Below are 20,795 nucleotides of genomic sequence, written 5' to 3' on the forward strand. Positions count from 1 at the left end.
CCGCCCGCCCCCCCCCCCCCCCCCCGCCCCGCCCCCGCCCGCCCCCCCCCCGCCCGCGCCGCCCCCCCCCCCCCCCCCCCCCCCCCCCCCCCCCCCCCCCCCCCCCCCCCCGCGCCGGTTCACAGGCCGTTGCGGCGGATCACGTCGCGGTACCAGTGGGCGCTGCGCTTGAGCACCCGCCGCTGGCTCGCGTAGTCGACGTAGACCAGGCCCCAGCGCTGCTCGTACCCCTCGGCCCACTCGAAGTTGTCAAGCAGCGACCAGACGTGGTAGCTCTCCAGCGGCACCCCGTCGGCGATGGCCCGGTGAGCGGCGGCGAAGTGGTCGCGCAGGAAGGTGACCCGCCCGACGTCGTCGATGTTGCCGTCCGGGCCGGGCGCGTCGGGGCAGGGCAGGCCGTTCTCGGTGATGGTGATCGGCACCCGGCCGTAGTCGCGGGTGACCCGGGTCAGGATGTCGTACATGCCCTCCGGGTAGATCTGCTGCCACTCCGCCTCGGAGGTGGGCCACTTGCGGACCGTGTCGCGGTCGCCGGTGACGTAGAGCGGCGTGTAGTACTGCACGGCGAGCAGGTCGATCGGGCTGGAGATGATCTTCAGGTCGCCGTCGCGGACGCCGCGCGCCATCCGGCTGTCCGGGCCGAGGTCGTCCAGCACGTCCTCCGGGTACGCGCCCTTGAAGATCGAGTCGAGGTAGAGGCGGTTCTCGTAGCCGTCGTGGAGCCGGGTCGCGGCGGCCGACTCGGCCGAGTCGTCGGCCGGGTAGCAGGGGTGCAGGTTGAGCGCCGGGCCGATCCGGCCGGTGACGCCGGAGGCGCGCAGCGCCTGCACGGCGAGGCCGTGAGCGAGCTGGAGGTGGTGGGCGACCAGGTACGCCGCGTCCTCGTCGCGGATGCCCGGCGCGTGGTGGCCCCAGATGTAGCCGTTCTGCACCACCGTCTTCGGCTCGTTGATGGTCAGCCAGACCGGCACCTGGTCGCCGAGGGCGTGGAACACCACGTCGGCGTACTCGGCGAAGCGCTCGGCGGTGTCCCGGTTCTCCCAGCCGCCGGCGTCCTGGAGGGCCTGGGGGAGGTCCCAGTGGAACAAGGTGGCCATCGGCGCGATGTCGCGCTCGTGCAGCCCGTCCACCAGCCGGCGGTAGAAGTCGAGGCCGCGCTGGTTGGGGCGGCCCGAGCCGTCGGCCTGGATGCGCGGCCAGGAGATGGAGAACCGGTAGCTGCGCAGCCCCAGCTCGCGCATCAGGTCCAGATCCTGGGCGTACCGGTGGTAGTGGTCGGCCGCGACGTCGCCGGTGTCGCCGTTGCGCGTGCGGCCCGGCGTGTGGCTGAAGGTGTCCCAGACGGACTCACCCCGCCCGTCCTCCTTCGCGGCCCCCTCGATCTGGTACGCCGAGGTCGCCGCCCCCCAGCCGAAGCCGTCCGGGAAACGCAGCCCGCGATCCGGCTCCGGGTCGGTGGTGCGCTCGGGCCGGCTGTCGCAGCCGCCGAGCGCGACGGTGGACGCGGTGGCGCCGGCCGCGGTGGCGCCGGCGAGCCCGGCCCGGGCCGCGCCGGCCGCGGTCGCGGAGAGGGCGGCGCGGCGGAGCAGGCGCCGTCGGGTGAGTAACGACATGAGGCTTCTCCTCGGAGTGACGGGCCGCCCTGGGCCGGGAGCGCTCCCAGCGTAGCCAGGGGCGGCCGGCCCCGATCCGGCGGTCGCGGCGAGGATGCGGCGCGGCCGGCGGGCGGCCGGAAGGGTGGGTGAGGGCGGGGGCGTCGCTCGGGAACGTCGCTCGCGGCGGCGTGAGCGGCGAGGGGTGGGGTGGATAGCGAGAAAGGCCGTCCGGGTGGCGTGTCACGCCTGTCCCGTCGGCCTCTTTTGCCGTCGACAACGGGGGTTTAGTGTGGGGACGGGGGAGGGCAACCCCCGTCCCCACTGATGGTGCACACACGCACGAAGTGGATTGGCGTCCGTCGTGCGCGTCGCGCGGGAGCCGGGCCACGCGAGTGGCTCTGGTTCCACCTCCCTCCGTATGGCGGGTGATGGCCGGCGGCGGCGTCCGGGCTGGTCCGCCGTCGGCCTCTGGGCCGACGCGCCGGGCACGGGTGTGCCCGGGCGATCCAGTACTTACATCTCCGTCGATGGAAGCGCTCCCATCGGCGATGCTGCGACTGTAACGCTCGTCACGGGTTTGGAAAAGCCCCTAAACGAGATCGAAACATGGATGGGCGTATCTGCGCTGGCCGTTGTGGTGGGAGCGCTTCCATGTCACACTCTCGTCACGCAGCGCGGAGCCAGTGAACGCGAGCGCGGGCCGCCGAGGGCACCCGGTGACGAACCGGTGCGGCGCCCCGATCCCCGGCACGGCCGGGACGACCACCTTTCCGGACGCCTCCGTCCCCCCGCGTACGCCCCGTCGGCGCGTGGAGGCGCCCTGCCGGGACCCCGAGGTCCCGGCCCGGTCCGAGGAGACATCGCCCACATGAGACTTCTGGCCAGACGTCGCCGCACGGCGATGGTCGCCGCCGCCGCCCTCGTCATAGGCGGGGTGGCCCTGCCCGCGGGCGCCGCCCAGGCCGCGCCCGCCTGCGACGTGACCTATGCGTCAACCGACTGGAACAACGGGTTCACCGCCAACGTCACCATCAAGAACCTGGGCGACGCGCTGAACAACTGGTCGCTGAAGTTCGCCTTCCCGAACAGCAGCCAGCGCGTGGTTCAGGGCTGGTCGGCCCGGTGGAGCCAGTCCGGCAGCGAGGTGACCGCGACGAACGAGTCGTGGAACGGCAGCCTGCCCGCCGGCGCGTCCACCAGCATCGGCTTCAACGGCAGCTACAGCGGCAGCAACCCGAAGCCGACCGCGTTCACGCTCAACGGGGTCGCCTGCAACGGCGCGCAGACCAACCAGCCGCCGACGGTCTCCCTGAGCGTGCCGGCCGGCCCGTTCGAGGCGCCGGCGGACGTCCCGCTGACCGCGACCGCGAGCGACACCGACGGCACCATCAGCAAGGTCGAGTTCTACCGCAACGGCCTGCTGGTCAACACCGACACCACCGCGCCGTACGGCTACGACCTGCTCGACCTGCCGGCCGGCAGCTACACGGTGCAGGCCAAGGCGTACGACAACGCGGGCGGCACGGCGACCTCGGAGAAGTCCTTCAGCGTGACCGCGGCGAGCGGGCCGAAGCTGGTCGCCAGCCCGTCGGCGGTCACCGTGTCCGAGGGCGGCAGCGCCACGCTCCGGTACACGCTCAGCGCGGCGCCCACCGCCAACGTCCCGGTGACCCTCGCCGTCTCCGGCGACAGCGACATCACCGTCTCGCCGTCCACGCTGACGCTCACCCCGAGCAACTGGAGCACCGGCGTCACCGCGACGGTATCCGCCGCGGAGGACTCCGACACGGTCGGCGGCACCGCCACCATCACCGCGTCGGCCACCGGCTACGCGCCGATCTCCGTCGTGGCCACCGAGGCGGACAACGACACCCCCGGCGGCGACAACGCCTACATCAAGAAGTTCCTCGACCAGTACGGCAAGATCAAGAACTCGGGCTACTTCAGCCCCGAGGGCGTGCCGTACCACTCGATCGAGGCGCTGATCGTCGAGGCGCCCGACCACGGCCACGAGACCACCTCGGAGGCGTTCAGCTTCTGGCTCTGGCTGGAGGCGCAGTACGGCCGGGTCAGCCAGAACTGGGCCCCGTTCAACAACGCCTGGACGGTGATGGAAAAATATATTATTCCGAATCATTCAGACCAGGCGACGGCCGGCTCGCCCGGCACCCCGCAGTACGCGTCCGAGCACAACCTGCCCAGCCAGTACCCGTCGGCGCTGGAGGCCAGCGTCCCGGTCGGCCAGGACCCGCTGCGCTCGGAACTGCAGTCCACCTACGGCACCGGTGACATCTACGGCATGCACTGGCTGCTCGACGTGGACAACACCTACGGCTTCGGCCGCTGCGGCGACGGCACCACCCGGCCCGCGTACATCAACACGTTCCAGCGGGGCACTCAGGAGTCGGTGTGGGAGACCGTGCCGCAGCCGTCCTGCGACACGTTCAAGCACGGCGGCCCGAGCGGCTACCTGGACCTGTTCGTCAAGGAGTCCAGCGCCCCGGCCAAGCAGTGGAAGTACACGAACGCCCCGGACGCCGACGCGCGTGCCGTCCAGGCCGCCTACTGGGCGCTGACCTGGGCCAAGGCGCAGGGCAAGCAGGCCGACGTGGCGGCCACCGTGGCAAAGGCCGCCAAGATGGGCGACTACCTGCGCTACGCGTTGTTCGACAAGTACTTCAAGAAGATCGGCAACTGCGTCGGCGCGAGCACCTGCCCGGCCGCCACCGGCCGTGACTCGGCGCACTACCTGCTCTCCTGGTACTACGCCTGGGGTGGCGCGTACGACGCCTCGCAGAACTGGTCGTGGCGGATCGGCTCCAGCCACAGCCACTTCGGCTACCAGAACCCGTTCGCGGCCTGGGCGATGTCCAGCGTCGCGGAGCTGAAGCCGAAGTCGCCGACCGCCACTTCCGACTGGCAGAAGAGCCTCGACCGGCAGCTGGAGTTCTACACCTGGCTCCAGTCCGCCGAGGGCGGCATCGCCGGTGGCGCCACCAACAGCTGGGACGGCAGCTACGCCCAGCCGCCGTCGGGCACCGCCACCTTCTACGGCATGTTCTACGACGTCGACCCGGTCTACAACGACCCGCCGTCGAACCAGTGGTTCGGCATGCAGGCCTGGTCGATGCAGCGCATCGCCGAGCTGTACCTGGAGACCGGCAACGCGAAGGCCAAGGCGCTGCTGGACAAGTGGGTACCGTGGGCGATCGCCAACACCACGCTCGGCACCAACTGGTCGATCCCGTCGGACATGAAGTGGACGGGCCAGCCGGCCAACTGGAACCCGAGCAGCCCGCAGCCGAACACCAACCTGCACGTCGAGGTGACGGTCAAGGGGCAGGACGTCGGCGTCGCCGGCGCCTACGCCCGCACGCTCATCGCGTACGCGGCCAAGTCCGGCAACACCGAGGCGAAGGACACCGCCAAGGGCCTGCTGGACGCGCTCTCGGCCGCCGCCGACAGCAAGGGCGTCTCGACGGCGGAGAAGCGCGGCGACTACAAGCGCTTCGACGACGTCTACAACGCCGCCGACGGCCAGGGCCTCTACATCCCCAACGGCTGGACCGGGAAGATGCCCAACGGCGACGCGATCGCCCCGGGCAAGAGCTTCCTGGACATCCGCTCGTTCTACAAGAACGACCCGGACTGGCCGAAGGTGCAGGCGTACCTGGACGGCGGTCCCGAGCCGGTCTTCAACTACCACCGGTTCTGGGCCCAGTCGGACATCGCCATGGCGTACGCCGACTACGGCACCTACTTCCCGCAGGGGTGAGGTGATCCCTCCTCCGTGGGCGGGTGCGAGCCCGCCCGCGGAGGAGGCCGACCCGGCCGATGGGGGAACGGAGCGGCCGGGTCGGCGAACGGCCTGACGCCCACGGTCAGGCCGGGTGGGCCGGCCGTCCGGCCGACGCAGCGGACCGGCCGGCCCACCACTCCGCCCGGCGACGACCCATGGCGCGAAAAGGCATGCGAAATTCAGCGGTCCACGGGATCACATCCGGGCCCTGGACGGAGTAACGTATTTGACGGAGAGGCCGCTCCCCCCGTGGCGGCCTCTCCGTTATTCTGTCCGGGCCATGCCGTCCGCCGGGTGACGCAGCCCCGGATGCCCGGCCGGCAGTGAACGCCGGATCACCATCCAGCTCACCGCCAGGGCCGCCGCGATCAGCGGCCAGGTCAGCGCCGCCCGCGCGACCGTCAGCGCGACCACCTGCCCGGACAGCCACAGTGGCACGAACACCGCTACCCGCAGCACGTAGCTCGCGGCCCACACCCAACTGCCCCGGCCGTACGCCCGCAGCAGCGCCGGGTCGCGCCGCCACCGGGTCCGCTGGCCCAGCGCCGTGCCGACCACCACACCCAGCAGCGGCCAGCGCACCACGATGCTCACCGCCCAGGCCAGCGCGCTCGCCGCGTTGGCGGCGATCTGGAGCAGGAAGAAGTCGGCGGCCCGGCCGGTGCGCAACGCGATCAGCGCGGCCACGCAGACCGCGAGCAGCCCGATCAGCACCGAGCGGGGCCGGTCGCCGCGCCGCCACCGCCAGCCGGCCACCGCCGTGCCGGTCAGCACGGCCGCCAGCACGCCGCCGCCCAGCCCGCCGAGCGCCCAGCCGAGCCCGAACGCCAGGGCGGGAAGCGTCGCGTCCAGCGCCCCGCGCCGGCCGCCGAGCAGGTCAGCCAGCGACTCCGGCCGGGGTTCGCCCTCCGGTCGCCGCCCTGGCGTGCCCGTCACGGCCCACCTCCTCGCATCGCCCGCCTCACCGTACGCCGCCGCCGCTGGCGCTCCGCCGCGCGCCGGAGCGGTCCTACCGCTAAGTTGTCCGGGTGCGTGAGACGGCGAGGGGTTGGACGGCGGTCTGGTTGGTCGTACTGGCCCTGCTGCAGACAGCCGCGTTCGGGCTGGTGTGGCGCTTCGCCGTACACACCGAACTGGGTCAGTGGCTGGACACGGTGGCGCTGACCGGAAACCGGATCGGCCAGGACCGCATCGACGGTCCGGTGGACACGATCCTCAACGCCATGTCGGTGGTGTCGCTGCTGGCCGCGACCGCCGTGATCGGCTTCATCGCGCTGATCCGGGGCCGCAAGGCGCTCGCCGTCACCGCGACGCTGCTGATCGCCGGCGCGAACGTGACCACGCAACTGCTCAAGCACTACCTGGTACGCCCCGACTTCGGCATCGACCCGGAACGGGCCGCCGCCGGCAACAGCCTGCCCAGCGGGCACACCGCGGTGGCGGCCTCGGTGGCGGTCGCGCTGATCCTGGTGCTGCCGCGCAAGCTGCGGGTGGCCGGGGCGTTCCTCGGCGCCGGGTACGCCGCCGCCGCGGGCATCGCGACGCTCTCCGCCGGCTGGCACCGGCCCAGCGACGCGGTCGCCGCGTACCTGGTGGTCGGCGCCTGGGCGGCGGTCGCCGGGCTGGTGCTGCTGTTCTTCCAGCGGGAGCAGGCGGTGGTGGAGCCGGGGGACGCGCACCGGGTGGCCGCCGCCGTGCTCGGCGGCGCCGGCGTGGTGGCGCTGCTGGCCTCCGTGGTGGCGCTGTCCTGGCTGGTCGATCGCTCGACCGTCCCCGTCGAGGCGCTCGGCCGCCGTCCGCTGTTCATCGGTTACGCGGGCAGCGCGGCCGGCATCGGCGGCGCGATCGCCGTGGTGGCCGCGCTGGTGCTGGTCATGGTGCACCGGCTGGTGCCCCGCTGGAAGGGCTGACCGCCGGTGCAGACCGTACGGGCGGCGTTCCGGGCCGAGTGCGAACGCCTGGAAGGGGTGCTGCGCGAGCTGGACGACGCGGCGCTGGACCGGCCCACCCCGTGCCCGTCCTGGCTGGTACGCGACCTGATCGCGCACGTGAGCACCGGAGCCGGACGCCTGGCCGGGATGCTCGCCGAACCCGCGCCGCTCCGGGCCGAGGTCGACGCGGCTGCCTACTTCGGAGCGGCCAAGTTCAGCCCGCGGGTCGACCGGGACCGTGTCGAGTCCGCGCGGCGGGCGGCGCGGGAGCATTCGGGCGCCGCCGCCGTGGCAGCGGAGTTCGGCCGGGCCTGGCGGGCCACCGACGAGGCGGTCGCGGCCGCGCCGCCCGGCCGGGTGGTAGGCACCCGGCACGGTGACGCGATGACGCTGGCGGAGTTCCTGCGTACCCGCGTGGTGGAGGTCGCGGTGCACGGCCTGGACCTGGCCGACGCGCTGGACCGGCCGCCCTGGCTGACCCCGGTCGCGGCGGACGTGGTGGTCGGGGTGCTCACCGGCGGCGTGCCGGTGCCGCCGGGCCTGCGCTGGGACGCGCTCACCGTGCTGCGCAAGGCCACCGGCCGGCTGCCGGCGACCGGCGACGAACGCGCCGAGCTGGCGCGAGCGGGCATCGGCCGGCTGGCCTTCGGCGGCTGACCGGGCTCAGCGCGCCGCGCAACGCCGCAGGTGCGCCAGCACGATCGGGTCGATCCGGCCGGGCACGAAGCGTTCCTCCAGGTTCTCCAGACCGCTCCAGGCCGCCAGCGCGTCGTCCAGGCCGGCCGGGCCGACCGGGTTGCCGGTGGCGGCGAGCAGCTCCGCCACCTCGGCCGCGAGCGGACCGGTGAGGTCACGCAGCGACGCCGGGTCGGGCCGGCCGAACAGCATGTGGTGAATGTCGAGCAGGCGGCTCAGCTCGGAGACCGGGTCGGGGTGGTCGTCCACGCGCAGGTCCACCAGCTCGTCGCCGGTGCCGGCGTAGCCGCCGTGGCGCCGCACCACGAACATCGCCGCGCTCTGCCGGCCGCGCCGGTCGCCGCCGGCCTGGTCACCGGCGATGAGCGCGGCCAGCAGGCGCTGCGGGAACGGCAGATCCACGCGGGCCAGCCAGGCGTCGCGCAGCGCGTCGATCACCTGCGGGCCGGTCAGGATGTTGCCCTGCGCCGCCCAGCCGTCGCCGGCCTGCCCGCCGGCCCACGGATGGCAGCGCGGCCCGGTCCAGGTCGCCCCGTCACCGGCCGCCCCGACCACGGCGAGCTGCCGGTCGTCGCGGCCGGGGTCGGCGGCCACCAGCCCGGCCACCGCGTCGGTGGCACTGACGCCGGTACGCAGCAGCGCGAGCGCCTGCGCCCGGTAGGCGAGGTTCGCGTGTGCCTGGGTGGCGACCGCTCCCACCTGCGCCTCGGCGGCTGGCACCAGCGCCCCGGCGGCGAGGAACCGGCTGGCGACGACCACGCCGTGCAGAAGCCCGTCGGCGGAGCGGGCGACGAGCGAGAAGGTCACGCGCGGATCGTAGCCCGGGTGCGGCGTGCGGGACCGGCGTCGCCGTCCGATCGCCCATATCGTCCTGGATCTTGCTCCCGGCGGTGCCGGACGGGCACGATCGACGGGTGACGAACCGATGGGGCATGACCGTGCCGCTGGGCGGCATCCCGCTCGCCGACCACGCCGCCGTCTACGCGGCCCTCGACGACGCCGGGTTCACCGATGTGTGGTCGTCGGAGGTGGCCGGCGCGGACGCGTTCACCCCGCTGGCCCTGGCCGCGGCCTGGTCGCCGCGGCTGCGGCTGGGCACCGCCATCACGCCGGTGTTCACCCGCGGGCCGGGACTGCTCGCGATGAGCGCCGCCGCTCTGGCCGAGGCAGCGCCGGGCCGCTTCGCGCTCGGCGTCGGCGCGTCGTCGCCGGTGCTGGTGCGGGACTGGAACGGGATCGAGTTCGACGAGCCGTTCAAGCGCACCCGGGACGTGCTGCGGTTCCTGCGGGCCGCGTTGCGCGGCGAGACGGTCGACGGCGCGTTCGACACGTTCGCCGTCCGGAAGTTCACGCTGGAACGTCCGCCCAGCCTGCCGCCGCCGGTCGTGCTGGCCGCGCTGCGCCCCGGCATGCTGCGCCTGGCCGCCGCCGAGGCCGACGGGGTGATCCTCAACTGGCTGTCCGCCGACGACGTGCCGACCGCGCTGGCCGAGGTGGGCGAGCGCCGGCCGGGCTTCGAGGTCGCCGCCCGCATCTTCGTCTGCCCGACGGAGGACGCCGTGTACGCCCGCGCGCTGGGCCGCCGCATGATCACCGCCTACCTCACGGTGCCCGCGTACGCCGCCTTCCACAGGTGGCTGGGCCGCCAGGACTCGCTCGGCCCGATGTGGCAGGCGTGGGCGGCGGGGGACCGGCGGGGCGCCTCCGCCGCCGTGCCGGACGAGGTGGTCGACGCGCTGGTGCTGCACGGCTCACCCGAGCAGTGTGTGGCCGCCGTCCGCCGCTACGCCGACAACGGCGTGGACGTGCCGGTGGTCGCCGTGCTGCCCACGCCGGAGATCAACGAGGGCGGCGCGGCGGCCTGGATGGACCTGCTTCCCCGGCTCGCCCCCGGGAAGGTGGCCTGAGATGAACCTGACCGACCGGGTCGTGGTGATCACCGGCGGGGCCGGCGGGATCGGCGCGGCGCTGGGCCGCCGGTTCGCCGCCGAGGGCGCCGCCGCTGTCGTCCTGGCCGACCTGGCCGCCGACGCGGCCCGCGCCACCGCCGAGGCGATCGGCCCGGTGGCCAGCGGCGTCGGGCTCGACGTCACCGACGAGGCGGCGGTACGCGCCCTCGTCGAGGCGACCGAGCGCCGCCACGGCCGCATCGACCTGCTCTGCGCCAACGCCGGCGTGGCCACCGGCGGCGGCATCGACGCGCCCGACGCGGACTGGGACCGGGCCTGGCGGGTGAACGTGCTCGGGCACCTGCACAGCGCTCGCGCGGCGCTGCCCGGGATGCTTCGCCGGGGCCAGGGCCACCTGCTGCTCACGTGCTCGGCGGCGGGTGTGCTCACGGCGGTCGGCGACGCCCCCTACACCGCCACCAAGCACGCGGCGGTCGGTCTCGCCGAGTGGCTGGCGATCACCTACCGGGACGCCGGTATCCGGGTCAGCGCGCTGTGCCCGCAGGGCGTGGACACCCCGATGCTCGCCGACGGCCTCGCCGAGGGGCACCTGGGCGCCCGGGTGATCGCCGCGTCCGGGACGATCCTCACGCCCGACCAGGTCGCCGACGCGGTCGTCGCCGGCCTGGCCGAGGAGCGGTTCCTGATCCTGCCGCACCCGGAGGTGGCCGACTATGCCCGCCGTCGCGCCGAGGACCCCGACGGCTGGCAGGCCGGGCTGCGCAAACTCGTCCGCAAGCTGCGCGCCGCCGACCGCTGACCACCACGCCTCGCGCCGTCCCGCGGCCGGCCGGCGCCTCGACAGGCTGTCTCTCCGTGGGCGCCTTTCGAGCTGAGTCGTTTGTGACATCGCGCCGACGGGCGACAGCGTCCCCTCGCACGGCCCAGCCCGCTGCCGAGCCGGTCAGCGGCGCCAGCGCAACGGGCCCGGGTGCAGCGACCACAGCAGCCGTCCCGGCCGGGACCGGGCCGCCCGCAGCGCCGCGACGTAATCGGCCGCCACCGCCGCCGCCCGGTCCGCCTGGGCCGGATCGACGCTGCCCGGGGCGAACGCGACCCGGTTCACCAGGCCGGCCAGCTCGCCCACGTCCCCCTCCGGCCCGGGCATCCGCCCACCGCCGGGGCCGTGCACAGGCACGTCTGACCCCGGCTCCCGGCTCCCGGCCGCGGGCACCGCTCCGGGCCGCGTCGCGCGGGCGCCGGCGAGCACGCGGCGGGCCCGTTCGCTCACCTCCGCCGCCGCCAGGTCCGGTCCGACCGGGTGCCCGGCCAGGCGCAGCGCGTCGGTCAGCTCCCGCCACGCGCCCGCGACCCGCGCCCGCGGATCACCGGCGTCGAGGCGGGAGCGGGTCAGCCGGCGGCGCATCGCGTACAGCGCCGCCAGCACCGCGCCGACCAGCAGCACCAGCCCGCCGACGCCGCCACCGACCAGCACCGGCGTACCGAGCCCGCTCTCGCCCCGGCCGGGGGCGGACGCGGCGGCCGGGGGCGTGGCGCTCGGCTCCTCGGTGGGCGCGGGCACCTCCGACGGCGGCGGATCCTCCGGCTGCGGCCGGAAGTCCTCCTCCACCGGGCGGGGCTCGGAGTCCGGACGCGGCATCGGGTCGAACGGCACCCAGCCGACGCCGTCGAACAGCACCTCCGGCCAGGCGTACGCGTCGGCGGCCCGCACCGGACCGTCACCCTTGGGCTCGAACCCGACCACCACCCGGGTCGGCAGGCCGGTGAGGCGGCCGAGCACCGCGAACGCGGCGGCGAACTGCTCCGAGGTGCCCCGCTGCCCGCCGCCGTTACGCGGTCCGAACAGGAAGAACGCCAGGTTCGGGTACGCGTGCCCGCTGGGCGCGTCGGCTGTCACCCGGTAGTGCTCGGCCAGGAACGTGGCGATCGCGTCGGCGCGCGCGTACGGGGCGCCGTTCGACTCGGCGAGCTGGGTGGCGAGCCTTCGCAGCGGCTCCGGCGCCCCGTCTGCCACCCGCAGCACCCGGGCCACCTCGTCACCGGCGGGCACGTTCGCCGTGCTCAGCAGGTTCGGGTCCGGGCGCTCCCGCACCGAGGACACCTCGTACCGCAGCCCTGGCGCGAGCCCCTCCGGCCGGATCAGCGTCCCGGTCGCCGGGTCGTACGCCACCCGCGCGCCGGTCACCTCGCGCGGCGTGGGCACCGCCGGCAGCAGCCGCCCGGTCAGGTCGCCGACAGTGATCTGCTGGCGTACCTCGTCGGTGTCCGTGCCCGGTGCCGGCTCGGCGGCGGGCAGGATCCGCCCCGCGTTGCGGTACGTGGCGCCGACCCGCCAGGTCACCCCGTCGTAGTCGCTGAGCACCGCCAGCCGGATCCGCGGCGGCCCGCCGTCGCCGGCGCCCGCGACGGTGCGCACGTCGAGCAGCCGCTGGTCCGGGTTCAGCGCCCACCCGGAGATCCGGATCAGCGGGTTCTCGTCCAGCGACTCCACCTTCGGCGGCTCCACGTAGCGGCGCGGGTCGACCGGCCGCTCGTCGACCTGGGCGGCCACCACCGGGGCGAGCAGCGCCGCCAGCGCCACCACCACCGCGAGCCCGCCCGCGCTCGCCGCCACCAGCCGCAGGCGCACCGCCGCGCGTACCGCAGGGGTCAGACCGGCGACCGGATCGGGCGCCGGGCCGTCACGACGCCCGGCTGCCGCCAGGCCGGCCGCCGCGACGGCGGCGAACAGCACAGTCGGGCCGATCGCCGGATCCGCGTTCGGCCCGACCACGTAGAGCGCGCCGGCGTAGAGTAAGGCCGACGGCAGGTAGCCCAGCAGCACCCGCCCGGCCCGCAGCGCCACCTCGGCGGCGGTCAGCCCGGCCAGCCAGGCCGCCACCACCGGGACGAGCACCGTGTCCGGAGCCGGCTCGACCGGGATCATCGCGGTGAGCAGCCGGGGGATCGCGTTACGGGCCGCGTCGGCGGCCACCTCGCCGAGCCCTCCCGGCAGTGCCGCGTGCGCGGCGGCCAGCCGCAGCGACAGCAGCGTCCACCCGGTCAGCGCGGCCACCGACAGCGGCGCTACCAGCCAGGACGGCAGCCGCCGGGCGGCCACGCCGACCAGCACCGAGCCGGCCGCCGCACCGGCCATGAGCCGGGCCGGCAGCGGGTCCGCGTACACCCGGCCCAGCACCACGCCGGAGAGCGCGACCAACACGACCAGCGCGGCCGGGACCGGCGCGGCCCGCAACGCCCGGACCACACGCTCCGCCGCCGTGCCGGTCCGCAGCGGCGTCACCACCGGCGGACCCCGTCCCACTCGGCGGCGAACGCCGCGCCGTCGGCCGCGTCCAGCACCGTCAGGCCCGCCGCGCCGGCCGGCGTCGGCCCGTCCGCGCCGAACATCCCCACCACCACCGAGGGGTACGCGCCGCGCAACGCGCCCACGTGCCCCAGGTCGTCCCGGCCACCCGGTCCGGTCAGGAAGACGAGCGTGTCGCCGAGCCGGTCCCGGCGCAGCCGCCCGGTCGCGGCGGGCAGCACGTCCGGCCCGGTGTCCGCCAGCTCCACCGCGGCCAGCCGGTCCAGCGGCCCGGCCGCGCCGGCGGGCTCCACCTCGGCCGGCACGACGAGCAGCAGGTGCACCTGCAGGTCCTCCCGCACGGCGGCGGCCACCACCGACGCCGCCGCCTCACACGCCGACTCGAACGACTCCGCCAGACCACCGGCCCGGCCCGGGTGCGCGGACGAGCGGTTGTCCAGCACCACCACCAGGCACGGCAGGCTGGTGTCCACGTTCTCCCGCACCATCAGCTCGCCCACCCGGGCGCTGGTGCGCCAGTGCACGCGGCGCAACTCGTCACCCACCACGTACTCCCGCAGCGAGTCGAACGTGATCGATCCGTGCGGCACGCCGTCGGTGCGTCCGTCCAGGCTGCGCCCGGCGCCGGTGGGCACCGCGGACAGGGGATGGATCCGCGGGTGCACCCACACCGGCACCGTGCCGCCGTAGCCGCGCGCCAGCGCCACCAGGCCCAGCGGATCCCGGCGCACCACCCGTAGCGGCCCCACCGGCACCACCCCGCGCCGCTGGGTCGGCACCTCGTACCGCACCACAGTGTCCCGGCCCGGACGCAACCGCAGCAGCGGCACCGGCACCAGCGACCCGGCGCAGCGGTCCTCGGCCACCAGGTTCGCCGCCCGCAGCCGGCCGGTGTTGCGCACCGTCAGCTCCATCGCCGCCGGCTCACCCCGGGCCACCCGGTCCGGATCGGCCCGCCGCCGCACGCTCAGCCGGGGACGCCAGGCCGCGTTCACCACGGCGTAGCCGACCGCCACGCCGGCCGCCGCGCCGAGCACCGTCAGCTCCGGGTACGCGTACCGGAACCCCACGCCGAGCAGCACCAGGGCGGCGACGAGCAACCCGACCCCACGGGCGGTGATCCCCACGCTCAGCCGTGTACCGCTGCGGCCTGGCCCGTCGGCAACGGCACCGGCACCGACGCGACCGCCTGGCGCAGCACCTCGGCGGGCGTGACTCCGCGTACCTGCGCGTCGGGGGTGAGCAGCAGCCGGTGCGCGAACACCGGCTCGACGAGCGCCTTCAGGTCCTCCGGCATGATCCAGCCCCGGCCGTCGATCAGCGCGTACGCGCACGCCGCCCGGGTCAGCGCGATCACCCCGCGCGGGCTCACCCCGACCCGCACCTGCGGATGGGTACGCGTGGCCGCGGCCAGCCGCACCGCGTACGCGTAGAGCGGCTCGGCGATGTGCACCCGCTGCGCCATCTTCACCATCCCGCCCACAGTCGCGGTGTCGGTGACCGGGCTCAGCGAGTCGGGGGAGCGGACCGTGGCGCCGCGCAGCACCTCCACCTCGACCGCCTCGTCCGGGTAGCCGACGGACAGCTTCACCAGGAACCGGTCGAGCTGCGCCTCGGGCAGCCGGTAGGTGCCGTCCATCTCCACCGGGTTCTGCGTGGCCACCACCAGGAACGGCTGCGGCACCGGGTGCCGTACGCCGTCCACCGTGACGGTCCGCTCCTCCATCACCTCCAGCAGCGCCGACTGCGTCTTCGGCGACGCCCGGTTGATCTCGTCGGCGATCACGATGTTGGCGAACACCGGCCCCGGGTGGAACTCGAAGCCCCGGCTGGCCTGGTTGAAGATGGTCACCCCGGACACGTCGGAGGGGAGCAGGTCCGGCGTGAACTGGATCCGCCGCCACTGCCCCTTCACCGTCGCCGCGATCGCCCGCGCCAGCGTGGTCTTGCCGACGCCCGGCACGTCCTCCAGCAGCACGTGCCCCTGCGCGAACAGCGCGGTGAGCGCCAGCCGCACCACCTGCGGCTTGCCCAGCACGACCGCGTTGACGTTGTCGGCCAGCCGGGCGGCCAGGGCGGCGAAGCCCTGCACCTCCGGCTGGCTCAGCGGTTCGTGCGTGTTCACGGATGCGCCTCTCGTGCGGTCAGCAGGTGGGCAGGACGCCGAGGTCGTCGCCGCCCTCCAGGTTGAGCCAGGCCCACGGGACGTACGTCTTGCCCTTGTACTCCACCTGGATCCACCAGGTGCTCTTCTTGTTGTTGTTGTAGATCCAGGCGTCCACTTCCTCGCCCTTCACCTTGCAGTACGTGCGCAGCCGCCGGCCGTCCGGCACCCAGCCCGCCTGCCGGTCGTTGTCCTGCCGCGGAACCTCGAAGATCTCGTTGCCGTTGCGACCGTCGACGTCCCTGTCGCAGTACGTCCGCTGATCGCCGTCCGGACCGTTCTTGCAGGTGGCGACGCCGTACAGCGGGTCCGTGCCCTGCGCGCGGGAGGCGGTGCCCCTACCGGCGGCGTTGCTCGCGGTCAGCGTCACCGTGTACGCGGTACCCGGCGTCAGCCCGGTCACCCGCAGACTGGAGCAACTGCCGCTCGCCGTCTTCCCGCCGGTCGCCGCCGTGCAGGTGGCCCGCCCGCCGCCCGCGTCCACAGTGAACGTCACGGTCACCGACGTGGCGTCCGCCGACGAGCCGGTCACCGTGATCCGGGGCTGCGCCACCGTCCGCGCGGTCGTGCTCGCCTCCGGTCCCGGCCCGGCCTCGTTCACCGCCTTGACCTTCACCGTCACGTTCTGGCCGTTGCCCAGCCCGCCCACAGTGGCCCGCACATCGGTCACCTCGACGGACTTCCCGGCCGCCTCGACCAGGTACTTCGTCACCGGCCGGCCGTTCTCCACCGCCGGGGACCACTGCACCGCGACGGTGCCCGGCTGGTCGGCGACGGTGGACGCGCGCAGCTCGGTCGGCGCCTTCGGCACGGTGAACGGCACCACCGTGTTGCTCACCGGCGACGCCTTCGACCCCGCGCCGGAGTCGCTGACCGCTGCCACGGTGAACGCGTACTGGGTGCCGTACTCCAGTTGCCCGGCCGGCACCACCAGCTCCGTCTTCGCCGACTCGCCGGCTGGGGCGCTCGCGCCCGCCGAGGTCGCCGTCACCGCGTACTTCGCGATCTTGTTGCCCTGACCGTCGGCCTCGGGCCAGCTCACCCGCACCGTGCCGTCCGGCCGCGCCTCCGCGGTCACCGCCGCCGGCGGGTCCGGCACCTCGGCGGTCGGCACCACCGGGTTGCTGCGCCGCGCCGGCCCCGCACCCTTGGCGTTCACCGCGTGCACCGAGAACGTGTACGTCTCACCGTTCGTCAGGCCGGTGATCTCCAACGCGCGCTGGTTCGCGCCGACCTGGTGGGTCTGACCGGCGCCCTCCACCACGTACCGGGTGATCTCGGCGCCGTTGGACGCGGCGGCCTGCCAGCTCACCCGCGCGGACGCGTCACCGGCGGCCGCGGTCACCGACTTCGGCGCACCCGGCTTGCTGACCTTGGGCTTCTTCGGCGGGGGCGGCGGGGCCACCGGCGGCGGGTCGCCGCCCAGCACGTCGTTCGCGTACTTGTCGACCTCACGGACCTGGTTGCGGTCGTCGACCACCTGCGCGGTGGACGAGTCCGGCGGGTTGATGAACAGGTGGTTCTCGCGCACCTCCAGCTCGACCGGGCCGGGGCGGCCGGCGCCCTTGACGGTCTGCACGAGCTGCCCCTCGCCGTCGAAGGCGTACACCGTGCCGGTGTTCTCGTCGGCGCAGTAGAACCGGCCCGCCCACGCCACCGCCGGGCTCAACCGGGCACCCGTGCCGGGCACGGTGAACCGCTTCACCTCGCGGCTGTCCCGCACCACGTGCACCGCCCGCTCACCGGAGACCGTGACCGGCACCTGCGGCCCGCTGGTACGCGTCGGCAGGTTGCCCGGCGCGGTCATGCTCAGCTCCGCCCGCTTCGTCTGCCCGCCGACCACAGTCACCAGCGACGCCGAGGTGCGGTCCAGCACCGCCACGCCCTCGTCCAGCGTGGACACCACCAGGTCGTGCGCCGGTTCGGCCACGTCGTACGTCTCGACCCGCTTCGGGCTGAGCCCGGGCGGCGGCGCGTCACCGGGCCTCTCCGGCAGCTCGGCGGCGGTGACCGCCGAGACGGTGCCCTCGCTCGGCACCGCGACCCACAACTTGCCGGCGCCGTCGAACGTGCCGCCCGCGATGCCCGGCGGGTAGCGGACCGGCTCGCCCACCGGCGTCAGCGCCCGCGGGTCGAGCTGCCGGACGATGCCCTGCACCGCGTCCACCACGAACGCCGTGTCCTCGTGCAGCGCCACGCTCACCCCGAGGCCCGGCGCGGTCGGCGTCGTGGCGGTGATCTGCAACGTCGCCAGGTCCAGCGAGCTGACCCGACCGGTGTTGAGGTCGCGCAGGATCAGCAGCCGGTCGGTCTGGGCCACCTGCATCTGGTGCCGCCGCCCGCCCGGCACCTCCATCCGGGTGTCCACCCGCGCGGTGACGCCGTTGACCCGGGCCAGCTCGCTGCGAGTGGTGCTCCACAACCAGGACGACGCGTCGAAGCTCGCCACCGCGTTGTCGGCGGCGCCCAGCCCGAGCACCGTCAGACCCATCGCGGCCAGCAGCGCGGTCACCGTGCCGATGGTGACCAGTCCGCCGCGCATCCGCGACCGTGGACGGGCCGGCGCCGGCCCGGTGCCCGTGACGTCCTCGATGGTGGTCACTGCCGGCTGCCTCCCCGTGTCGGTGGGGGAGGGGCGATGCGCACGGCCGACCCTCCCCAGAGCCGGGAGCCATCATAGGTGCCGCCCGGAGCCGGTGAAACCCGCACCGTCCTCCTGTGGACACCGAGCGTGTCGCCCGTGGGCGCTCAGTTCGCCGTGCCGCCACCCTCGCGGTCCGTGCACACCTGACCCGAGGTGGCGTACGAGGTGGTCGAGTAGACAGCCAGCACGGTGAAGCAGTAGTCCAGCTTCGCGCTCAGCCCGTTCACCGTGTACCGCGTCTGCCCGGCGTCCACAGTCGCCATCACCCCGAGCTTCTGCCCGGCCCGGCCACCCGCCACCACGAACGGCACCCCGCCGTTCGTCGGATCGGTCCAGGTCACCGTGACGGTGGTCGTGTCGTCGCGCAACGCCAGGTTCCCCGGCGGCGGACCGGCCACCTCCGGCGACGCGGCGCCGGACGCGGGCACGGGGGCCGGCGGCGGCGCCGCCTCCCGGTCCAGCAACACCGCGCCCGCGCCGACCGCCGCCAGTACGGCGAGTACCGCGCCGCCGACGACCAGGGCCAGCACCATGCGGTTGCGGCCCGGCCGCTCCGGCTCCATCGGGTACGCGTCCAGCGGGTGAGCCGGCGGCGGCTGGTGGAACATCGTCGGGGCCGCCGGCCAGGCGCCCTGCTCCGGCTGGCCCCGCTGGCCCGGCGGCTCCGGTCGCGAGGGCTCGGGGAAGTCCAGCAGGTCCTCGTAGATCGTCATCGGCCGGTTCGGCTCCGGCTCAGCCGCCGGATCGGCGGTTGCCGGCTCGTCCGTATCCGGCGCGGCCTCGGGCCCGGCGGACCGGTCGACCGGTTGGGACGGGGCAGCGCTGCTCCACGGCGGCGCGACCATGCCCCACGGCGGTACGGAGGAACCGCTGACGGGCGCAGCGCTGACCGGCGCGGCGGGTGGTCCGCTCACGGGCGGCGCATAGGTGCCGGGCGGAGCGCTGACCGGCGGGTACCCGGCGGGCGGCCCGCTGACCGGTGGCGGGTACCCGGGCCCGGGTGGCGTGCTGGCCAGCGAGGGGTAGCCGGGTGCGGGTGGTGCGCTGATCGGTGGCGGGTAGGTGGGAGCGGGCGGGCCGCTGACCGGTGGCGGATAACCGCCGCCCGTCGGGTGCGTGGGCGGCGCGCTCACCGGATGCGCCGACGTGCCCACGGGCGGTGCGCTGACCGGCGGTGAGCCGGCCGGGGAGGGGCCGGCGGGTGTGGGACCGGACGGCGGCGCGTCGGCGGGCGACCCGCTGACCGGTGACGGATCGGCCGAGCCCTTGCTCGCCGGGGGCGCGCTGACCGGTGCTCCGCTGACCGCTGGTGCGCTGGCCGGAGCGTCGCCGTTGGAGCCGGTCGCTTCGGGTGTGGCAGGGGCGTCGGAGACCGCCGTCGCAGCCCTGCGCGCCGCCGCCTCCTCCTCCAGCAGCGGGCCGATCTGCCGTACCTGGATCGTCGGCTTGTCCCAGCCCGGTCCACCGGGGACGGGGGGTGTCGTACCTCCTCCGGCGCCGCTCGTCCCGGTGCCGTCCACCCGAGCCGCGGCGTGCCGCGGGGGAGTGGGAACGGCCTCGGCAGCCGGTGCCGGCCGCTGGGCGGGCGTGGGCCCGGACGGGGCGGCGGACGCGGGCGGCGCCGGTGCGGTGGCGGCGGCCGGAGCCGGTTCCGCCGCCGGCCGGGTGGCGGGCACCGACGGGGATGCCGAGTCCGGAGCGGTGACCGGAGGCGGTGCGGACGCGGCTACCGGGGGCGGTGCGTTGGGGGTCGGGGCGGGCGGGGCCGAGGCCGGTGCGGCCACCGGCGGCACGACCGGAACGGGTGGTGGTGGGGGCAGGGCGCCGCTCCCCGGCGCCACGACGCGCGATGCCGGCGGCAGAACCGCCGGTGGCGGTGGCGGTACCGCTCCCGCAGCGGGCAGCCGCGACGGCGGCAGGGTGGTCCCGGTGGAGGGCGCCTCGGTGCGCGGCGTCGCGGGCGGCGGCGGGATGACGGGCGGTGGCGGCAGCGGGGACGCGGCGGCGGCTCCGGGCGTCGTCGGCCGTCCGGGCGCGGTCGCGGGCCCCGGCGGGGGCGCCGGACGCGGGGGTACGGCGGCCGGAGCGCGGGGAGGTGCCGGGGTGACGGCGGAAGCGGCGGGCGGCCGACCGTACGTTCCGGGCTGCGCCGGGGCACCGTCCTGGGCCGGCGGAACCGGGGTGACCCCTTGGGACGGAGGTACCGGGCGGACACCGGGAATCTGCGAGGGCGTTCCGGCAGCCGACGAGGGCCTCGCCGGGGCGGCGGGTTCGACGGGCACCACCGGGAACCGGGCGGTCGCCTCCTCCGCGATCGGCGCGAACCGGGTCGTCGCCTCTTCCGGTGGCACGGGCGGCGCCCAGGGGCTCGCGGGAGTGTTCGGCGTGACGGCGGGCGGCCGGGGCGGCGGGGTGGGCGCGATCGGGGGAGCGGTCCGCGGGTCCGGCGCGGACTGAGGCGGCTGTCCGGAGCCGGCCACCGGGACCGCCGGCCCGGGGCGGGGAGCCCACTGCGAGCCGGGTGCCCGCGGACCCGGGGCAGGCGCGGCGGGCCGGGAGGGCGTGCGCGGGTGGGGCGGTGTGATCGCTGCCAGTGACACGGTGGGCTCGGACAGGCCGTGCCCGGGGTGTCCGGGCGAAGCGGGACCGGGTCGTCCTGTTCGGGCCTGCCCCGGGTGCCCGGGCTGGGCCGGGCTCGGATTCGGGTGTCCGGGCGGACCCGGATGCGGGTGTGCGGGCAGGGACGGGG

13 protein-coding genes are annotated in these 20,795 nt (G+C 75.2%); 5 read left to right on the forward strand and 8 right to left on the reverse strand.

The window, feature by feature from the left end; genetic code table 11:
- Positions 1-119 precede the first annotated feature (119 nt).
- On the reverse strand, positions 120-1,613 hold the full coding sequence (locus ACFYON_RS01740) for a GH1 family beta-glucosidase (RefSeq protein ID WP_354873159.1): 1,494 nt from the start codon (positions 1,611-1,613) through the stop codon (positions 120-122).
- 859 nt (positions 1,614-2,472) lie between these two features.
- Between ACFYON_RS01740 and ACFYON_RS01745 the strand changes: the two genes are divergently transcribed.
- The gene (locus ACFYON_RS01745; RefSeq protein WP_387188751.1) at positions 2,473-5,370 is read left to right on the forward strand and encodes a glycoside hydrolase family 48 protein; all 2,898 of its coding nucleotides are present in this window, start codon (positions 2,473-2,475) and stop codon (positions 5,368-5,370) included.
- Between the two features lie 288 nt (positions 5,371-5,658).
- Here ACFYON_RS01745 and ACFYON_RS01750 read toward each other — a convergent pair whose 3' ends face one another.
- Entirely contained in the window at positions 5,659-6,330 is a 672-nt protein-coding gene (locus tag ACFYON_RS01750; protein WP_354873157.1) for a DUF3159 domain-containing protein, read from the reverse strand.
- Between the two features lie 92 nt (positions 6,331-6,422).
- Here ACFYON_RS01750 and ACFYON_RS01755 point away from each other — a divergent pair, with 92 nt between their 5' ends.
- Both ACFYON_RS01755 and ACFYON_RS01760 read left to right on the forward strand, forming a co-directional pair.
- Positions 6,423-7,304 (forward strand): phosphatase PAP2 family protein, encoded by an 882-nt coding sequence (locus ACFYON_RS01755; protein WP_354873155.1) that lies wholly within the window; start codon positions 6,423-6,425, stop codon positions 7,302-7,304.
- 6 nt (positions 7,305-7,310) lie between these two features.
- The gene (locus tag ACFYON_RS01760) at positions 7,311-7,982 is read left to right on the forward strand and encodes a maleylpyruvate isomerase N-terminal domain-containing protein (protein ID WP_354873153.1); all 672 of its coding nucleotides are present in this window, start codon (positions 7,311-7,313) and stop codon (positions 7,980-7,982) included.
- Positions 7,983-7,988: 6 nt separating this feature from the next.
- Here the strand turns inward: ACFYON_RS01760 and ACFYON_RS01765 are convergent, their stop codons facing one another.
- The gene (locus ACFYON_RS01765) at positions 7,989-8,828 is read right to left on the reverse strand and encodes a DUF1028 domain-containing protein (protein ID WP_354873151.1); all 840 of its coding nucleotides are present in this window, start codon (positions 8,826-8,828) and stop codon (positions 7,989-7,991) included.
- Between the two features lie 125 nt (positions 8,829-8,953).
- Here ACFYON_RS01765 and ACFYON_RS01770 point away from each other — a divergent pair, with 125 nt between their 5' ends.
- On the forward strand, positions 8,954-9,928 hold the full coding sequence (locus ACFYON_RS01770; RefSeq protein WP_354873314.1) for an LLM class F420-dependent oxidoreductase: 975 nt from the start codon (positions 8,954-8,956) through the stop codon (positions 9,926-9,928).
- Position 9,929: 1 nt separating this feature from the next.
- Positions 9,930-10,730: an SDR family oxidoreductase gene (locus tag ACFYON_RS01775; RefSeq protein ID WP_387320466.1), complete on the forward strand. Its 801-nt coding sequence runs from the start codon at positions 9,930-9,932 to the stop codon at positions 10,728-10,730.
- 144 nt (positions 10,731-10,874) lie between these two features.
- On the opposite strand, the gene ACFYON_RS01780 is transcribed toward ACFYON_RS01775, so the two are convergent.
- The 5 genes from ACFYON_RS01780 to ACFYON_RS01800 form a co-directional block, all read right to left on the reverse strand.
- On the reverse strand, positions 10,875-13,214 hold the full coding sequence (locus ACFYON_RS01780; protein ID WP_387320554.1) for a transglutaminaseTgpA domain-containing protein: 2,340 nt from the start codon (positions 13,212-13,214) through the stop codon (positions 10,875-10,877).
- Entirely contained in the window at positions 13,211-14,365 is a 1,155-nt protein-coding gene (locus ACFYON_RS01785) for a DUF58 domain-containing protein (RefSeq protein WP_387188731.1), read from the reverse strand. Before ACFYON_RS01785 ends, ACFYON_RS01780 begins: the two co-directional genes overlap by 4 nt.
- 2 nt (positions 14,366-14,367) lie before the next feature.
- Positions 14,368-15,363 (reverse strand): MoxR family ATPase, encoded by a 996-nt coding sequence (locus tag ACFYON_RS01790; protein ID WP_354873143.1) that lies wholly within the window; start codon positions 15,361-15,363, stop codon positions 14,368-14,370.
- A gap of 19 nt (positions 15,364-15,382) precedes the next feature.
- Complete coding sequence (locus tag ACFYON_RS01795; RefSeq protein ID WP_357711834.1) at positions 15,383-17,944, reverse strand: fibronectin type III domain-containing protein; 2,562 nt, start codon at positions 17,942-17,944, stop codon at positions 15,383-15,385.
- A gap of 206 nt (positions 17,945-18,150) precedes the next feature.
- Positions 18,151-19,722 (reverse strand): hypothetical protein, encoded by a 1,572-nt coding sequence (locus tag ACFYON_RS01800; RefSeq protein WP_354873311.1) that lies wholly within the window; start codon positions 19,720-19,722, stop codon positions 18,151-18,153.
- Between the last annotated feature and the right edge of the window lie 1,073 nt (positions 19,723-20,795).

It is taken from the genome of Micromonospora sp. NPDC005686, from assembly GCF_042871665.1.
GTDB lineage: Bacteria > Actinomycetota > Actinomycetes > Mycobacteriales > Micromonosporaceae > Micromonospora.